Source organism: Acidovorax sp. GW821-FHT10E04 (genome assembly GCF_059415185.1).
This window is the reverse complement of the sequence record NZ_JBWKMT010000004.1, coordinates 70,990-87,806: the sequence shown is the minus strand read 5'-3', so window position 1 is coordinate 87,806 and position 16,817 is coordinate 70,990. Positions and strand designations below refer to the sequence as shown.

Here is a 16,817-nt window from a genome sequence, read left to right as displayed (position 1 = left end):
TGCAAGATGAACTGGCTGCACCGCGGAGCCCTTGCCGCCTGGCTGGCATTGGCCGCATTGGCGCCCCTGGGCGCGCAAGCGCAGGAGTCCGCCGTGGTCAAGCGCGCCACGCAACTGCGCGACACCCCCGCCGACACTGGCGCGAGCGTGGCGCCCCTGGAGGCCAACACCGTGGTCACCCGCAGCAACGAGCGCAAGGGCCCCTGGACCCGGGTGAGCACGCCGCAGGGCGCGACGGGCTGGGTGCACATGTTCGACCTGGGTCCGCAGTCGGGCTCGGCCGCGCCTTCCAGCAACGCGGCCACGAGCGGCCTGCGAGGCCTGGGCGGTCTGTTCGGCGGCAACAGCGGCCCCACGACCACGGCCACATCCACCGTGGGCATCCGCGGCCTGGGCGCCGAAGACATCGCCAACGCGCAGCCCAACCCGGCCGCCGTCGGCCAGGCGGAGGGCCTGCGGGTGAATGCGGACCAGGCACGCCAGTTCGCGACCACCGCCTCCCTGCAGCCACGCACCGTGCCGCCACTGGCGGCGCCCCAGCGTCCGTCGTCCAGCGGCAGCCCGGGAGCGACGGGCTCCTCGGCCAATCCTTCCGACCCCAACTTCAGCCCCAACTGAGGAAAGCCGCCATGCGACTGCCCTTTTCCCATGCCTGCACGCGGCCGCTGGCCGCTGCGTGCGCCGCCCTGGCGCTCACCCTGGTGCCGGTCTGCGGCCATGCCCAGAACGTGATGAACCTGCTCAACTCGCTGGGCGGAGGCACCAGCAGCAGCGGTGGCGGCCTGCTGGGCGCCGTCACCGGCGGCGGCGGCAATGCCGCCCGGGGCGACGACCTCATCAGCCTGCTCACGCGCTCGGTGGAGAGCATCGACGAGCCGAAAGAGATTGAAATCGGCCGCCAGCTCGCCGCCGTGCTGCTGGGCAGCAAACCGCTGCACCCGGACATGGCCCTGCAGCGCTATGTGAACAACCTCGGGCGCTGGATCAGCCTGCAGTCCGAGCGCCCCCATCTTCCCTGGACCTTCGTCGTGCTGGACGATCCCGGGTACAACGCATTCGCCGCGCCGGGGGGCTACGTGTTCGTGACCAAGGGGCTGATCGACCGCTGCGCGGACGAGGCCGAACTTGCGGGTATCCTCGCCCACGAAATCACGCACGTCACCGCCAGGCACCACCTGCACGCCATGCGCAAGACCGCGCAGTCCGGCATGTTCACGCAGCTGGTGGCGTCGCAGATCAAGACCAACGCCGTGGGGAACCTGGTGGCCTCGCAGTTCCTCGCCCTGGGCCGCAACCTGTATGCGCGCGGCCTGGACCAGGCCGACGAGTACGACGCGGACCGCACCGGCGTGGCCCTGGCCACGCGCGCGGGCTTCGATCCGTATGGGCTGGTGGCGGTGCTGCAGCAGCTGCGCACGGCCGCGCCCGACAACCCCATGTTCACGCTGGCCCTGGCCACCCATCCGCCCGCCCAGGCACGGCTGGAGCAACTGGAGCTGGCCATGGGCAAGAACCTGGATGGCTTCATGGGCGTGGCGCCCGTCACGGTGGCGCAGCGCCTCAACCCCCAGCCTTCGGCGGCCTCTGGCCCCGCCGCCGCGGTGCCAGGCGCGGTGAATCCGGCGGCGGCGCCCGCCCGCAAGCCCGCGCCGCCCGCGCGGAAAAAGACCTCGTAGCGGAGCGGTGCCCGGGGCCCCCAAAAGGTGTGCCCGCGCGGCGGGACAACAAGAAAAAAGGGCAGCGCGCGCTGCCCTTTTTCATGCCCGACAGCGCCCCTCCCCCCCGGCCGTATGGCGTGGCATTCGGAGCACCACGGCAAGGGCCTTCATCAGGCCTGCTGGCGGCGCGCGAGCTGCGTGAACACGAAAATGCCGGCGATGACCAGCGCCGTGCCCGCGGCCACCCACACCGTGAAGGGTTCGCCCAGGATCCAGACACCCATGAGGATGGTGGACAGCGGCCCCACCATGCCGGTCTGCGCGGTCATGCCGGCGCCCACGCGCTCGATCGCCATCATCACCATGAGCACGGGCGCGGCCGTGCACAGCGTGGCGTTGAGCACCGACAGCCAGATCACCTCGGGCGCCACCACGGCCGCGCTGAAGGGCCGCAGCACCACGAACTGCAGCAGGCAGCACAGGCACGCCACCGTGGTGGCCAGCCCCACCAGCCGCAACGACCCCAGGCGCCGCACCAGCTCGCCGCTGTAGACCAGGTAGATGGCATAGCTCACCGCGCTCAGGAACACCAGCAGGGTGCCCCAGGCCGCATCGGCGCCCTGCAGGTTGGCCTCGTGGCCGAACACCAGCACCACGCCGCAGTAGCTGATCAGCATGCCCACGGCCTGGCCCCAGTGGATGCCGCGCCGGTACAGCACCCAGCCGAGCATCACCACCAGCGTGGGGTTCAGGTACAGGATGAGGCGCTCCAGGCTGGCGCTGATGTAGGCCAGCCCCGCGAAGTCCAGAAAGCTCGCCAGGTAGTAGCCCGTGAGCCCCAGGCCCAGCACGCCCAGCCAGTCCTTGCGCGACAGGGGCGGCTTGCCCCGGCTGGCCCACCAGGCCATCACGGCGAAGATGGGCAGCGCAAACAGCATGCGGTACATGATGAGCGTGACCGCGTCCACTCCGTAGCGGTACGCGAGCTTGACGATGATGGCCTTGCCGCTGAAGGCGATGGAGCCCAGCAGGGCGAGCAACAGGCCGGTTGCTACATTTTTTCTAGCTGCTAGCGCTTGTACTGATTGGGCTGGAGGCACTTTTTCTCAAATCTCATCAATAGCCGGCCACCTGGCCATCGCGGCGCGGATCGCTGGCGGCCAGGTAGCCCTGCACCTTGGGGTCGCCCATGCGCCAGATGAACTGGCCGGCACCGAAGTCCTGGTAGGAGTCCTGCAGCACCTCCATCTGGTGCCCCAGGCCGAGCAGCCCCTGCACCGTGGCGGCGGGCATGGCGGCCTCGACGTTGATCGACAGCCCTTCGTTGAAGCGCCAGCGCGGCGCATCACAGGCCGCCTGCGGGTTCTGGCCATAGTCCAGCATGCGCACCAGGGTCTGCAGGTGGCCCTGGGGCTGCATGTTGGCCCCCATCACGCCGTAGCTCATCACGGGCTGGCCGTTTTGTGTCAGGAAGGCGGGGATGATGGTATGAAACGGCCGCTTGCCCGGCGCCACCAGATTGGCGGAATTGGGGCCATCGGGGTCGGTGCTGAACGCCTGGCCCCGGTTCTGCAGACTGATGCCGAACGTGGGCTCCACGCAACCCGAGCCAAAGCCCATGTAGTTGCTCTGGATGAAGCTCACCATCATGCCGTTCTCGTCGGCCGCGGTCAGGTAGATCGTGCCGCCCTTGGCCGGATTGCCCGCCCCGAAATCCTGCGCCTGGTTCATGTCGATCAGTTTGGCACGGGATGCCAGGTACGCGTCATCGAGCATTTGGGCGGGTGTCACCTCCATGGACGATGGCTCGGCCACGTAGCGGTACACATCGGCGAACGCGAGTTTCATCGCCTCGATCTGCAGGTGCTGGGACGCAGTGCCATCCACGGGCAGGCCCGCCAGATCGAACTGGTCGAGGATGCCCAGCGCGATGAGGGCGGCGATGCCCTGCCCGTTGGGCGGAATCTCGTGCAGCGTGTGGCCCCGGTAGTTGCGGGCCATGGGGGTGACCCATTCGGGCCGGTGCGCCGCCAGATCCGCCAGCGCCAGGCTGCCGCCCTGGGCCTGCGAGAAGGCCACCAGCGCCTGGGCGATTTCGCCCGTGTAGAACGCCTGCCCCCGCGTGGCGCCGATGGCGCGCAAGGCACGCGCAGCCGCCGCGAACTGGAACAGCTCACCCACCCGCGGCGCGCGCCCCCAGGGCATGAAGCTCCGCGCAAACCCTGGCTGCGACTGCAGCTCGGGCACGGCGGCGGCCCATTTCTGCTGCACCACCACCGGCACCAGGTAGCCGCGCTCGGCGATCTCGGCGGCGGGCTCCATCAGGTCGGCAAAAGGCAGCTTGCCAAAGCGCTCGGACAGGGCCACCCAGGCGCTGACGGCGCCCGGCACGGTGACGGCATCCATGCCGCGCCGGGGCGGCGTCGCCTGCCCCCTGCCGTAGCGGCTGTGAAAGTACCCGGGCGTCCAGGCGGCGGGCGCGCGGCCCGAGGCGTTGAGCCCCTGCAAGGCCTGCCCGTCCCAGAGGATGCAGAACGCATCGCTGCCCAGGCCATTGCTCACGGGCTCGCAGATCGTCATGGCAGCGGCCGCCGCCACGGCCGCATCGACGGCATTGCCGCCCTGCTGCAGCATGCGCAAGCCCGCCTGGGCAGCCAGCGGGTGGGACGTGGAAACGACATTGCGCGCAAACACCGGCAGGCGGGTGCTGGCATAGGAAGAGGTGTAGCTGAACGGCATCGGGCCATTATCTGCCGCTGCCGGCGGCTGCGCCCCGCCCCCTGCGCGGCTTCAATGGCGCTTGCGGAACACCTTGTGGTGCAGCCTTCGCAGAGACCACCAGACGCCCACGGCCACCACCGGAATCGCAATGGCGGCCGTCGTCTCGGGGGAAAGCGGCCAGCCCAGCTTCTGCGCTCCCTTGGCCAGGTAGCTCACCAGGCCAACGATGTAGTACGTGATCGCCGCCACCGAGAGGCCTTCCACCGTGGACTGCATCTGGAGCTGCAGGTCCTGGCGGTGGTTCATGGTGGTCAGCAGCGCCTGGCTGCTTTGCTGCTGCTCGATCTCCACCCGGGTGCGCAGAAGGTTGCTCATGCGCGAGACGCGCTGCGACAGCGCATCCTGCCGGCGGGTCGCCCACTCGCAGGTGCTGCGCGCGGGCGTGAGGCGCCGGTCCATGAACTCCCGGATGGTCTGCATGCCCGCCAGGCGCGATTCGGCGATGTCCTCGATGCGGCGGTCCAGCAGCTCGAAGTAGGCGCTGCTGGCCGAGAAACGCGAGTGCGTGGCGGCGTACTGGCTTTCCACCTGCCCGGCCAGCCGGGTCAGGCGGTCCAGCAGCACGGGCTCGGCATCGCGGTTGGCGGTGCGGATGGCGTCGGCCAGCTCGGCCAGCTCACGCTCGGCGAACGCCAGCACGCTGGCCGCCTCGCGCGCCGCGGGCAGGCCCAGCAGGGCCGCCATGCGGTAGGTCTCGATTTCGAGCAGGCGCTGCACCAGCCGCCCCAGGCGGCGCTGCGTCATGCCCCCCGCAAGCAGCACCATGCGCGAGAAACCGTCGGCATGGATGGCGAAGTCGGTGTAGACCTCGCCATGCCCGTCGGCCACGGTGGAGGCCACCAGCGTGTCCTCGTGCAGCACGTGCTTGACCAGCGAGCCCGAGCCAAAGGTGTGCGTGGGCAGCACCCAGAGATTCAGGCTGCACAGGCATTGCCCGGGCAGGGCCGCCAGCCACTCGCGGGGCACGGCATCCACCGCGCTGGCGGGCTCCCGCTCGCCGAAGGCATCCGCCGTCGCGGGCACCATGAAAGTCCAGGAGACGAACTCGGTGTGCAGCTCCCACCGCATGCGGTAGGCGCCCAGGTCCATGCGCAGGTGGGTGGTGTGCGCATCGGGCAGGGCCATGTGGTGGTCGCGCAGGAGGGCGGCGACATGGGCCCGGCTCGCTTCGCGCCCGGCCGCATCGGCCAGCATCACGATGTGCGCGATGGCCAGGGGGGCCGTCATGGCCTCGGGCGGGCGGGCGTGGATTTCGTTGTGCAGCATCGCCCGGTGGGGATGCTGCGGCAGATGGAATGGAGTGGACATGCGGACCTCTGCCCGCGATTGTCCACTGGCGCCGAGGGTGCGCAGGCCCCCGGGCTCTCCAAAAAACAACGGCACCCGAAGGTGCCGCTGTTCTGGAGTCGGATGGAAAAAGAGGTGCGATCAGTCTTCCACGAACGCTTCCTCGCGCTTGTTCTTCACCGAAGGCAGCAGCACGATGACGAGCAGCAGCGCAGCGGCAGCGAGCAGGCCGGCCGACAGCGGACGCGTGACGAACACGCTCCAGTCGCCACGCGACAGCAGCAGCGCACGGCGCAGGTTCTCTTCCATCATCGGGCCCAGGATGAACCCGAGCAGCAAGGGTGCGGGTTCCGTGCCCAGCTTGTGGAAGATGTAGCCGATCAGGCCGAATGCACCCACCATCCAGATGTCGAAGGTGTTGTTGTTGGTGGAGTACACGCCCACCGCGCAGAACAGCACGATGGAGGGGTACAGCCAGCGGTACGGCACGGTCAGCAGCTTGATCCAGATGCCGATCAGGGGCAGGTTCAGGATCACCAGCATGGCGTTGCCGATCCACATCGAAGCGATCAGGCCCCAGAACAGTTCGGGGTTGCTGGTCATCACCTGGGGACCAGGCTGGATGTTGTGGATGGTCATCGCGCCCACCATCAGCGCCATCACGGCGTTGGGAGGGATACCGAGCGTCAGCAGCGGGATGAAGGAGGTCTGCGAACCGGCGTTGTTGGCCGACTCGGGAGCCGCCACGCCACGGATGTTGCCTTGGCCGAAGGGGACTTCACCGGGCTTGAGCTTGGTCTTCTTCTCGACCGTGTAGGCCGCAAACGCCGCCAGCAGCGCACCGCCACCGGGCAGAATGCCCAGCGCCGCGCCCAGTGCCGTGCCGCGCAGCACGGCAGGAATCATGCGCTTGAAGTCTTCCTTGGTGGGGAACAGGCCCTCGACCTTGGCAGTGAACACTTCGCGCTCGTCATCGGGGCGCGAGAGGTTGGCAATGATTTCGCCGTAGCCGAACACGCCCATGGCGATGGTCACGAAGCCGATGCCGTCGGTCAGTTCAGGGATGTCGAAGCTGAAGCGGGCCACGCCCGAGTTCACGTCGGTACCCACCAGGCCCATCAGCAGGCCCAGCACGATCATGGCCACGGCCTTGAGCAGCGAACCCGAGGCCAGCACCACGGCACCGATCAGGCCAAGCACCATCAGCGAGAAGTATTCGGCGGGGCCGAACTTGAAGGCCACTTCGGTCAGCGGGGGCGCGAAGGCCGCCAGGATCAGCGTGCCCACGCAGCCGGCGAAGAACGAGCCCAGCCCGGCCGCCGCAAGCGCCGGCCCCGCTCGGCCCTTGCGCGCCATCTGGTAGCCATCGATCACGGTCACCACCGAGGACGATTCACCCGGCAGGTTCACCAGGATGGCGGTGGTGGAGCCGCCGTACTGGGCGCCGTAGTAGATGCCGGCCAGCATGATCAGCGCAGCCACGGGAGGCAGTGCATAGGTGGCGGGCAGCAGCATGGCAATGGTGGCCACGGGGCCGATGCCGGGCAGCACGCCGATCAGCGTGCCCAGCAGGCAGCCGATGAAACAGTAGATCAGGTTCTGGAACGTGAAGGCCACGCCAAAACCGAGCGAGAGGTTGTTAATCAAATCCATGGTCGGTGCTCCTGCTCAACCCGTGATGAAACTCGGCCACACAGGGAACTGCAGCTTGAGCGCCCAGACGAATGCCACGTAACTGCCGACAGCCAAGACCGTGGCCAGCACGAACACCGCCTTGGCGTTGAACTCATTGCCAGCCAGGCTGGAGATGAAGGTCAGCGCGTAGATGCCCACGATGAGGCCCATGGCCGGAATGCCCAGGCTCGGCAGGCCGCCCAGCAGGATGCCGAACGCGAAGTTGGCGGCCAGGATGAAGAACAGCGGCTTCCAGGCCCACTTTCCGATCTTGTCGCCATCCTGGGTTTCCACCGTGGTGGCCTTGAAGGTGATCGCGCTGCCGATGATGGCCAGCAGGATCCCCAGCAGCAGCGGGAAGTAGCCCGGGCCCATGCGGGCACCGTTACCGACGTTGTACGTGGTTGCACCCCACGCGAACGCCACACCGACACCCATGAACATGAGGCCGGCAAAGAAGTCTTTTTGACTTTTGATTTTCACGAATTGTCTCCTTGGCGGAAATCTCGACTGCGCGATTGTGGGGGCAACCAGAGCGCGCGCGGATGTGGATTCCACCTACATCCGGTAACGACTGGCCGCCCAGACCCCGCCCGCGCGGCGGACTTCACTCCAGGGGTGGCGTCGCGGTGATCACCTCGTCCAGCGTGGTCAGGCCTTCAGCCACCCGCAAGGCGCCCGCCAGGCGCAACGGCCGCATGCCGTCCTGCACGGCCTGGCGGCGCAGCATGTCGATGGAGGGCGCCTGGTTGATCTTTTCCTTGAGCGCCTCGCTCACCGTGAGCAGCTCATACAGGCCCATGCGGCCGCGAAAGCCGCTCATGCGGCAGTCCACGCAGCCCACGGGCTTGTACGGCTGGTAGCCGCCGCTGAGCTTCCAGGGCTTGACCACCGCCATCAGGGTCTCGCGGTCCGCCGCATCGTCCTTCTGCTTGCACTGCCTGCACAGGGTGCGCACCAGGCGCTGCGCCAGCACCCCGAGCAGGGTGGCGTTCAGGAGGTAGGGCGGCACGCCCAGCTCCATCATCCGGGTGATGGCGGACGGGGCATCGTTGGTGTGCAGGGTCGAGAACACCAGGTGGCCCGTGAGCGCCGCCTGGATGGCCATCTCGGCCGTCTCCAGGTCGCGGATTTCACCCACCATGATGATGTCCGGGTCCTGGCGCATCAGGGCGCGCAGGCCTTCGGCGAAGTTGAAGTCGAGCTGCGGCTGCACCTGCGTCTGGTTGAAGCTGGGCTCGATCATTTCGATGGGGTCTTCCACCGTGCTGACGTTGACCTCCTCGGTCGCCACCCGCTTGAGCGTGGAATACAGCGTGGTGGTCTTGCCCGAGCCGGTGGGCCCGGTCACCAGGATGATGCCGTGCGGGCGCTTGACCAGCCCTTCCCAGCGGGCGGCGTCGTGCTGGGCAAAACCCAGGGCATCGAGGTCCTTGACGGCGTTGTCCGGGTCGAAGATCCGCATGACCATCTTCTCGCCGAACGCCGTGGGCAGGGTGGACAGCCGCATTTCCACCTCGTCGCCGCGCTGGTTGCGCGTCTTGATGCGGCCGTCCTGCGGGCGGCGCTTTTCCACCACGTCGATGCGCCCGAGCAGCTTGATGCGCGAGACCATGGCGTTGTGCACCCCCATGGGCATCTGGTAGACGGGGTGCAGCACGCCGTCGATGCGAAACCGGATCACCCCCTGGTCGCGCCGCGGCTCCAGGTGGATGTCGCTGGCGCGCTGGTCGAACGCGTACTGCCAGAGCCAGTCCACGACCTTGACCACGCCCTGGTCATTGGCGTCGAGCTGCTTGTTGCTCTTGCCCAGCTCGACCAGCTGCTCGAAGCTGCTGCCCCCGGAATTGCCCCCCGCCTTCTGGGCGGCGCGCACCGACTTGGCCAGCGCGAAGAACTCCGCCGTGAACCGATGGATGTCCAGCGGGCTGGCCACCACGCGGCGCACGGTCCGCCGCGACTGCCGCTCCACCTCCGCGACCCAGTCGTCAATGAAGGGCTCCGAGGTGGCCACCACCACTTCCTTGGGGGTCACCTGCACGGGCAGCACCTTGTGGCGCTCGGCATAGGTGGCGCTCATGGTGTCGGCCACGCGCCCCACGTCTACCTTGAGCGGATCGATGCGCAGGTAGGGCAGTCCTGCCCGCTTGGCCAGGTACTCGGACAGGGTCTCGATGTCCAGCGGCTTGCCGTCGCTGGCGCGCTCCATGGCCACGTTGGCCAGGCGCACCAGCGCATGCTGCGAGCTTTCGGCCTGCGAGCAGCGCGCGATGGTGCGCTGCGCCTCTTCCGGGAAGATCACCTGGTCATCGCTGAGCCACTGCACCACCCGGCGCCAGTCCACCGGCCCCGCATAGGGCCGGACCGCCACGCCATCCGGAGAAACAAGGGATGTTTTCATCGAGAACCTTTCCAGAATGAAGCCATGGGCCGGCGGTGGTCAGGCCACCACCGGCTTGAAGGCCCGCAGCCACTTGGCGGTGGGCAGATCCCAGCGGGCCTGGATGGCCTCGGCCCGCGCGGCCAGTTCGGTGCGCTTGGGGCGGGTGGGCGTGCGCTGCGCGAGCACCACGGTGTTGCCCTCGCGCGTGGGCTTGAACGACCAGAGCGCCTCTTCGCCGAAAGCGGCCGCCATGCTCTGCAGGCTGCGGCCGTAGCTCGAGGCCCGGCCAAACAGGTTGACGGTCATGCTGCCGGTATCGGTCAGCAGCGCGCGGCAGTCCGCGTAGAAATCCGGGCTGTCGAGCACGGGCGCGGCCGCCTCGTGGTCATACAGGTCCACGGCCAGCGCATCCACCGTGCCCAGCCACATGGGGTTCCTGATCTCCTGCGCGGCATCGGCCAGCACCACGCGCAGCTTGGGCCCGTCGGGCGGCAGCTTGAACCACTGCCGGCACACCGCCAGCACCTGGGGGTTGAGCTCGATGGCCGTGGTGCAGATGCGCAGCTTCTTGTGACAGAACTTGGTGATGGCGCCCGCCCCCAGCCCCAGCTGCATGGCATGCCCCTTGGACACCTGGGAGGGCTCGGCGAACAGCAGCCAGGCCATCATGCGCTGCACGTATTCCAGCTCCAGCTCGAAGGGCTCGGCCACGCGCATGGAGCCCTGGATCCAGGGCGTGCCCAGGTGCAGGTGCCGCACCTCGCCATCGTCGGAGACGCTGACTTCGGGCAGTTCGCGGGGGGTGGTGTTCTTTTTTCGTGTCATTCCAGGCAGTCAAAGCAGTCCGTGGGCGGCCATCAGCTCCGTCCAGGCGGCCAATTTACGTTCAAAGCTCCAGGAGGCGTTGGCCGGGCTGGTGGAGGGCAGGCGCACGGCATCGACCGGCGGCAGGCGCATCGGCCCCAGGCTTCGCAGCACCGCCGGGGCATGCCGGTAGCTTTCGGCACCGTTGTGGGCCACGGCCGCCAGCCGGGGGCAGCGCCCGTGCAGGCGCGCAAAGTCGTTGACCTTCGCGTTGCGGATGCTGGTGTCCAGGCTGCCTTCCCGCTCGCAGCTTTCATAGACATCCCACAGCCCCAACCCCCGCGCCAGCAGCCATTCGCAGCGCTGCGCGTAGGGATCGCCGCTCCCTGCGGGCGGCAGGGGGTGCCCTGGCCAAAGGGCCTGCAGAATCTTCCAGAAATGGTTCTGCGGATGGGCATAGTACTGGCGCGCCCGCAGCGAGGCCGCGCCCGGAAAGCTGCCCAGGATCAGCACCACCGTCCCTTCGCCAGCGATGGGCGGCAGCCCCTGCCACCGGGTGGTGGCGGGCACGGGCATGGAACCAGGTGCATGGACGTCAGGCATGCGCCGATTCTGGACTGAAACCGCGCCAGCCCCTGTGCGCGTTCACAAAAAAAGATAGCTGCAAACCGTGCACCACACAGCCGAAACCTCCAAAATTACTCCTCATTTGGAGCTTCCAGCGGCACCAGCGCCGCGATCCGGGGCAGCGCCGCGCGGGCATTCGCGGTGGTGGCCCGCGCGAGCATCCGCGCGGACTGGCCCCGCAGCTGCGCCAGCGCCTGGGCGATGCGCGGCAGCTCTGCCGGCGCGTTGCGGCCCTGGGGCCGGCCTTCGGCGCGCTGCGCCGCCGTGGTGTACAGCCAGTGGGGCGGCATGTCGGGCGCATCGGTCTCCAGCACCAGTGCATCCCCGGGTAGCTCGGCCGCTAGGCGGCGCAGCTGCAGCGCCCGGTCGTAGGTCATCGCGCCGCCGAAACCCAGCTTGAACCCCAGCCCGATGAAGGCCTGCGCCTGCTGCAGGCTGCCGTTGAAGGCATGGGCGATGCCGCCCTGCACGGGCAGCTCCCGCAAGCCCTTGAGCAGCCTGTCGGCGGAACGCCGCACATGCAGGATCACGGGCAGATCGAACCGGCGCGCCAGCTGGAGCTGCGCGCGGTAGAACCGCTCCTGCCGGACGGGGTCCAGGCCGCCCACGAAATAGTCCAGACCGATCTCGCCGATGGCGGCAAGGCGCGGGTCCGCGTGGTGCTGCTCCAGCTCCTGCGCCAGGAGATCCAGGTCCCCGTCGTCGGCGCGCCCCGTGCACAGGGGGTGGATGCCAAGCGCATAGCTGTCCCCATGCCGGTGCGCCAGCTCCCGCACGGTGCCCCAGTTGCCGCGCTCGACGGCCGGGATCACGCAATGCGCGACGCCGCGTGCACGCGCCTCCCAGCGGACCGCGTCGCGGTCGGGGTCGAACTCCGGGGCATCCAGGTGGCAGTGCGTATCGATCCAGGCGGTCATCCGGCCATGATGCCTGACGAAACCTTGGATGTGCATCCGGCCGCGATACGTGCTAACGTGAAAACCATGCGCTTTTCCCCGGCGCAGTAGAAAAGGTGACTAGGATGCCCCGGCCCGCCCTCTACAGCAGCTCCCGCCCTGCCCGCCACCCCCCCGCGCAAGCGGCGGCCACGCTCCCCGGACCCACGGCCGATGCCGATGGAGCCGCCCCCCTTGCGCCGCCGTCTCCTGCGCCTGCCGCCACCGCGGGCGGCACGACACTGTCCCGGCGCCACGTGCGCGGCCTGTGGACCATGATCGCGCTGCTTGGCGCCCTGCTCATCGCCAGCCTGTGGCTGCACCAGGGCCCCGCCCCCCGCAGGATCACCCAGGAAGACATCGATGCCGCCGTGCTGCGCACGCTGGAGACCACCACCCCGCCCTCCGCCGCTGCGCGCGCGGCGGAAGCGATTTCGCCCTCGGTGGTGCGTGTCGTGGGCTACGGCCGCGGCAAGAATGGCAAGGAGGAAGTCGAGCGTGGCGTGGGCACCGGCGTGGTCATCGTCGACAAGGGCATCATCCTGACCAACCTGCACGTGGTGGCGGGCTCCGACCGCATCGCCATCACCTTCCATGACGGCCTGGAGACCTCGGCCAGCATCACCGGCGCACAGCCCGAAAACGATCTGGCCGTGCTACAGGCCCACAAGGTGCCCGACGACCTGTTCGCCGCCCCGCTGCGCTCCACCCAGGACCTGCGCCCCGGCGACCATGTGGTGGCCGTGGGGTTTCCCTTCGGCATCGGCCCCTCCGCCTCGGCCGGCGTGGTGTCGGGCCTCAAACGCGAATTCACCTCGCCCGAGGGCAAGCGCCAGCTCAGCAACCTGATCCAGTTCGACGCCGCCGCCAACCCGGGCAACTCCGGCGGGCCGCTGGTCACGCTCGACGGCGAGGTCGTGGGCATCGTCACCGCCATCCTCAACCCCACCCCGGCGCGCACCTTCATCGGCATCGGTTTCGCGGTGCCCATCGAGAACGCGGCCTCGGCCGTGGGCATGCCGCCGTTCTAGCATGCAATACCCCCTGAGTCGCTTCGCGCCTTCCCCCTCTCCTTCGGGAGGGGAACGCACCCTGTGGCGTAGGCCGCGTACGGCTCGCAGCATCGTTGAACCCTGACAAGGAAGGAAAGCCATGGAAGCCACAACGAACACCGCCACCCTGATGGAACAGGTGCTCTACGAAGTCAAGCGCGTGGTGGTGGGCCAGGACCGCTTTCTGGAGCGCGTCATGGTCGCCATGCTCGCCCAGGGCCACCTGCTGGTCGAAGGCGTGCCGGGACTGGCCAAGACGCTCACCGTGAAGACGCTGGCCAGCACCATCCAGGGCAGCTTCAAGCGCATCCAGTTCACGCCCGACCTGGTGCCCGCCGACCTGGTGGGCACGCGCATGTACAACCAGAAGACCGGCGAATTCAGCACCGCGCTGGGCCCCGTGTTCACCCACCTGCTGCTGGCCGACGAGATCAACCGCGCGCCCGCCAAGGTGCAGAGCGCGCTGCTGGAGGTGATGCAGGAACGCCAGGTCACGATCGCGGGCGAGACCCACAAGGTGCCCGAGCCCTTCCTGGTGATGGCCACGCAGAACCCCATCGAGACCGAGGGCACCTACGCGCTGCCCGAGGCCCAGGTGGACCGCTTCATGATGAAGGTGCTGCTGGGCTACCCCACCGAGGAAGAAGAGTTCGTGATCGCCCAGCGCGCGCTGGACCTGCCCGTGCAGGTGCTGCCCGTGGCCACCACCGCGCAGCTGGCGGCGCTGCAGGCCGAATGCCGCACGGTGTATGTAGACCCGTCGATGCTGCAATATGCCGTGAAGCTGGTGGCCGCCACCCGCGAGCCCGCGCGGCATGGCCTCAAGGACCTGGCCGGCTACATCAGCTGCGGCGCAAGCCCGCGCGCCACCATTGCCCTGGCCGAGGGCGCCCAGGCCCTGGCCATGCTGCGCGGGCGCAACTACGTGCTGCCCGAGGACATGACCGCCCTGGCGGCCGACGTGCTGCGCCACCGCGTCGCCCTGTCGTACGAGGCGCTCTCCGAAGGCATGGACGCCGACGCGCTCATCCAGCGCATCATGGCCAAGATACCGGCGCCCGCGCGCCCGCTGCACCATGAGCAAAAAGCCGCCTGACCCCCCCGGCGCCACGGTCCACGTCCTGCCCACCCTGCCGGGGCAGGCCGACCGCCTGCTGCGCGAGCTGGAGTGGAAGGTCATCCGCCGGCTCGACGGCCTGCTGCAGGGTGACTACCGCACCCTGATGCGCGGCACCGGGCTGGACCTGGCCGACCTGCGCGAATACCAGCCGCACGACGACGTGCGCCACATCGACTGGAACGTGACCGCGCGGCTGAACACGCCGCACGTGCGCGTGTTCACCGAAGACCGCGAAATGACCGCCTGGTTCCTGCTGGACCTGAGCCCCTCCATCAGCTTCGGCCCCGAAGGCCATGCCAAGCGAGACATCCTCACGGGTTTCGTGGCCGTGCTCTCGCGCCTGCTCACCCGCCACGGCAACCGCGTGGGCGCCATGCTGTACGGCGGCGCCAGCGGCCAGGCCGAACGCGCGGTGGACGCCGTGCTGCCGCCGCGCAGCAGCCGCGCCCATGTGCTGCACCTGGTGCACCGCCTGCTGGCCCCTGAAAAGGCGGCCACGCCCACACGCGCGAAGGGCGGCGGCGCCGCCACCGAACTGCACCGGCTGCTGCAGGCGGGGCTTGCCAACCTGCGCCGCCGCGCCACCGTGTTCGTGGTGTCGGACTTCATCAGCGCGCCCGGCTGGGAGAAACCCCTGGCCCAGCTGGCGCAGCGGCACGACGTGGTGGCCGTGCGCCTGCTGGACCCGCTGGAGCTCGCGCTGCCGGACGTCGGCCTCATCACGCTGCGCGACGCCGAAAGCGGCGAGCAGCTGCAGGTGGACACGCACGACGCGGCCTTTCGCCGCCGCTTCGCCCGCCTGGCCGCCGAGCGCGAGGCCGCGCTGCGCGAGGGCCTGGCCCGCGCCGGCGCCGACACGCTGGAACTGTGCACCGACGACGACCTGATCGATGCGCTGCTGCGCTTCATGGACCTGCGCCAGCGCCGCGTGCGGGCGCCGCGCGCCCCCTCCGCCCCCGCGCCCTCGGAAGCGGCCCTGCCCACCGCCGCCTGAACCACCACGCCACCAAGGACCGCACCATGGTTTTTCTCTGGCCCACCCTGCTCTGGCTGCTGCTGGTCGCGCCCTTGCTGGTGCTGCTGTACTGGTGGCTGCTGCACCGGCGCAAGAAGACGGCGCTCAGCTACTCCAGCCTGTCGCTGGTGCGCGAGGCCATGGGCCCCGGCCAGCGCCTGCGGCGCCACATCCCGCCCGCCCTCTTCCTGCTGGCGCTGATCGCCCTGCTGCTGGCGGCCGCGCGCCCGCTGGCCGTGATCACCCTGCCCTCGCAGGACCAGACCATCATGCTGGCCATGGACGTGTCGGGCAGCATGCGCGCCGCCGACGTGGAGCCCGACCGGATCACCGCCGCCCAGAATGCCGCAAAGGCCTTCATCGCCGAGCTGCCGCGCCACGTGCGCGTGGGCATCGTGGCGTTCGCGGGCAGCGCGCAGCTGGCCCAGCTGCCCACGCAAAGCCGTGAAGACCTGGTCAAGGCCATCGACAGCTTCCAGCTGCAGCGCGGCACAGCCACGGGCAACGGCATCATGCTGTCGCTGGCCACCATTTTTCCGGATGCGGGCATCGACATCGCGGCGCTGGGGGGCCGCCAGGCGATGCGCCCCAAGCCCATCGACGAGATCGGCAACAAGCAGGACCCCGCCAAGCCCTTCACCCCGGTGGCACCGGGCTCCTACACCTCGGCGGCCATCATCATGCTGACCGACGGGCAGCGCACCACGGGCGTGGACCCGCTTGAAGCCGCCAAGTGGGCGGCGGACCGCGGCGTGCGCGTGTACACCGTGGGCGTGGGCACCGTGCAGGGCGAGACGATAGGGTTCGAAGGGTGGTCGATGCGCGTGCGGCTCGACGAAGAAACCCTGAAGGCCGTGGCCACGCGCACGAATGCCGAGTACTTCCACGCGGCCACGGCGGCCGACCTCAAGAAGGTCTACGAAACGCTCAGCTCGCGATTGACGGTGGAGAAGAAGGAAACCGAGATCTCTGCCCTGCTGGCACTGGCGGGCGCCGTGCTGGCTCTGCTGGCAGCAGCACTCTCGGTCTGGTGGTACGGGAGGGTGATGTAGGCCCCCGGCGCCACGCGCGAGCCCGCAGGCAGGCAGGCAGGCAGCCACGCCCGCGGGCATGCACGGATAGCGGCCCATGGCCGCCCGTGCCGGGGATCATGGCTTGAACCTGAGGAGACATTTCATGCGCTTCCTGACCCAGATCGCAGCCGTGGCGCTGCTCGCCATGGCCGCCGGCTCCGCGCTGGCCCACAACTGCCCCAACGAGATGAAGGCCATCGACGCCAAGCTGGCCACCCATCCGGCGCTGACGGCCGACAACGCCGCCAAGGTCAAACAGCTGCGCGCGGAGGGCGAGGCCCAGCACAAGGCCGGCAAACATGACGACTCGATGAAATCCCTGGCGCAAGCCAAGAAGATCCTCGGCATCTAGATCCGCCCCGCCATCCTCGCACCCCGCGCGGGCCCGTGGCCGCCGGCTGGCGAGGC

Annotated in this window: 16 protein-coding genes; 7 read left to right on the top strand and 9 right to left on the bottom strand. The window is 69.0% G+C overall.

All coding sequences use genetic code 11. The features are described 5' to 3' along the window. Window positions 1-6 precede the first annotated feature (6 nt). Entirely contained in the window at window positions 7-618 is a 612-nt protein-coding gene (locus AC07OC_RS13870; protein ID WP_494601527.1) for an SH3 domain-containing protein, read from the top strand. Between the two features lie 11 nt (window positions 619-629). Then, window positions 630-1,676: a M48 family metalloprotease gene (locus AC07OC_RS13865; protein ID WP_494601525.1), complete on the top strand. Its 1,047-nt coding sequence runs from the start codon at window positions 630-632 to the stop codon at window positions 1,674-1,676. Window positions 1,677-1,828: 152 nt separating this feature from the next. Here AC07OC_RS13865 and AC07OC_RS13860 read toward each other — a convergent pair whose 3' ends face one another. The 9 genes from AC07OC_RS13860 to AC07OC_RS13820 form a co-directional block, all read right to left on the bottom strand. Then, window positions 1,829-2,758: a DMT family transporter gene (locus AC07OC_RS13860; protein WP_218339997.1), complete on the bottom strand. Its 930-nt coding sequence runs from the start codon at window positions 2,756-2,758 to the stop codon at window positions 1,829-1,831. 16 nt (window positions 2,759-2,774) lie between these two features. Then, a complete protein-coding gene (locus tag AC07OC_RS13855; protein WP_218339996.1) occupies window positions 2,775-4,397 on the bottom strand; it encodes a gamma-glutamyltransferase family protein in 1,623 nt (540 codons plus the stop codon). A gap of 51 nt (window positions 4,398-4,448) precedes the next feature. Beyond that, a complete protein-coding gene (locus AC07OC_RS13850) occupies window positions 4,449-5,747 on the bottom strand; it encodes a DUF3422 family protein (RefSeq protein ID WP_218295760.1) in 1,299 nt (432 codons plus the stop codon). Window positions 5,748-5,867: 120 nt separating this feature from the next. After that, window positions 5,868-7,379 (bottom strand): tripartite tricarboxylate transporter permease, encoded by a 1,512-nt coding sequence (locus AC07OC_RS13845; RefSeq protein WP_218339994.1) that lies wholly within the window; start codon window positions 7,377-7,379, stop codon window positions 5,868-5,870. A gap of 15 nt (window positions 7,380-7,394) precedes the next feature. Beyond that, window positions 7,395-7,883, bottom strand: a complete 489-nt coding sequence (locus AC07OC_RS13840; RefSeq protein ID WP_218339992.1) for a tripartite tricarboxylate transporter TctB family protein — start codon at window positions 7,881-7,883, stop codon at window positions 7,395-7,397. 124 nt (window positions 7,884-8,007) lie between these two features. Then, the gene (gene tfpB, locus AC07OC_RS13835) at window positions 8,008-9,801 is read right to left on the bottom strand and encodes a type IV pilus assembly ATPase TfpB (RefSeq protein ID WP_494601523.1); all 1,794 of its coding nucleotides are present in this window, start codon (window positions 9,799-9,801) and stop codon (window positions 8,008-8,010) included. A gap of 39 nt (window positions 9,802-9,840) precedes the next feature. Beyond that, window positions 9,841-10,608, bottom strand: coding sequence for a class I SAM-dependent methyltransferase (locus tag AC07OC_RS13830; RefSeq protein WP_218339990.1), 768 nt, complete (start codon window positions 10,606-10,608; stop codon window positions 9,841-9,843). 9 nt (window positions 10,609-10,617) lie between these two features. After that, a complete protein-coding gene (locus AC07OC_RS13825) occupies window positions 10,618-11,190 on the bottom strand; it encodes a DNA-deoxyinosine glycosylase (RefSeq protein WP_255591083.1) in 573 nt (190 codons plus the stop codon). A 95-nt stretch (window positions 11,191-11,285) separates the two neighbouring features. Beyond that, entirely contained in the window at window positions 11,286-12,131 is an 846-nt protein-coding gene (locus tag AC07OC_RS13820) for a TatD family hydrolase (RefSeq protein WP_218339989.1), read from the bottom strand. A gap of 104 nt (window positions 12,132-12,235) precedes the next feature. Here AC07OC_RS13820 and AC07OC_RS13815 point away from each other — a divergent pair, with 104 nt between their 5' ends. From AC07OC_RS13815 to AC07OC_RS13795, 5 genes are all read left to right on the top strand, one after another. Then, window positions 12,236-13,180 (top strand): S1C family serine protease, encoded by a 945-nt coding sequence (locus AC07OC_RS13815; RefSeq protein ID WP_218339988.1) that lies wholly within the window; start codon window positions 12,236-12,238, stop codon window positions 13,178-13,180. 121 nt (window positions 13,181-13,301) lie between these two features. Then, window positions 13,302-14,297 carry an AAA family ATPase gene (locus AC07OC_RS13810; RefSeq protein WP_218339986.1) on the top strand — a complete coding sequence of 332 codons (996 nt, stop codon included), beginning with the start codon at window positions 13,302-13,304 and terminating at the stop codon, window positions 14,295-14,297. Further along, window positions 14,278-15,315, top strand: a complete 1,038-nt coding sequence (locus AC07OC_RS13805; protein ID WP_494601519.1) for a DUF58 domain-containing protein — start codon at window positions 14,278-14,280, stop codon at window positions 15,313-15,315. Before AC07OC_RS13810 ends, AC07OC_RS13805 begins: the two co-directional genes overlap by 20 nt. A 26-nt stretch (window positions 15,316-15,341) precedes the next feature. After that, on the top strand, window positions 15,342-16,388 hold the full coding sequence (locus AC07OC_RS13800; protein WP_218295769.1) for a VWA domain-containing protein: 1,047 nt from the start codon (window positions 15,342-15,344) through the stop codon (window positions 16,386-16,388). 124 nt (window positions 16,389-16,512) lie between these two features. Further along, window positions 16,513-16,761 (top strand): PA2433 domain-containing protein, encoded by a 249-nt coding sequence (locus tag AC07OC_RS13795; protein WP_218339983.1) that lies wholly within the window; start codon window positions 16,513-16,515, stop codon window positions 16,759-16,761. The last annotated feature ends 56 nt before the right edge of the window (window positions 16,762-16,817 follow it).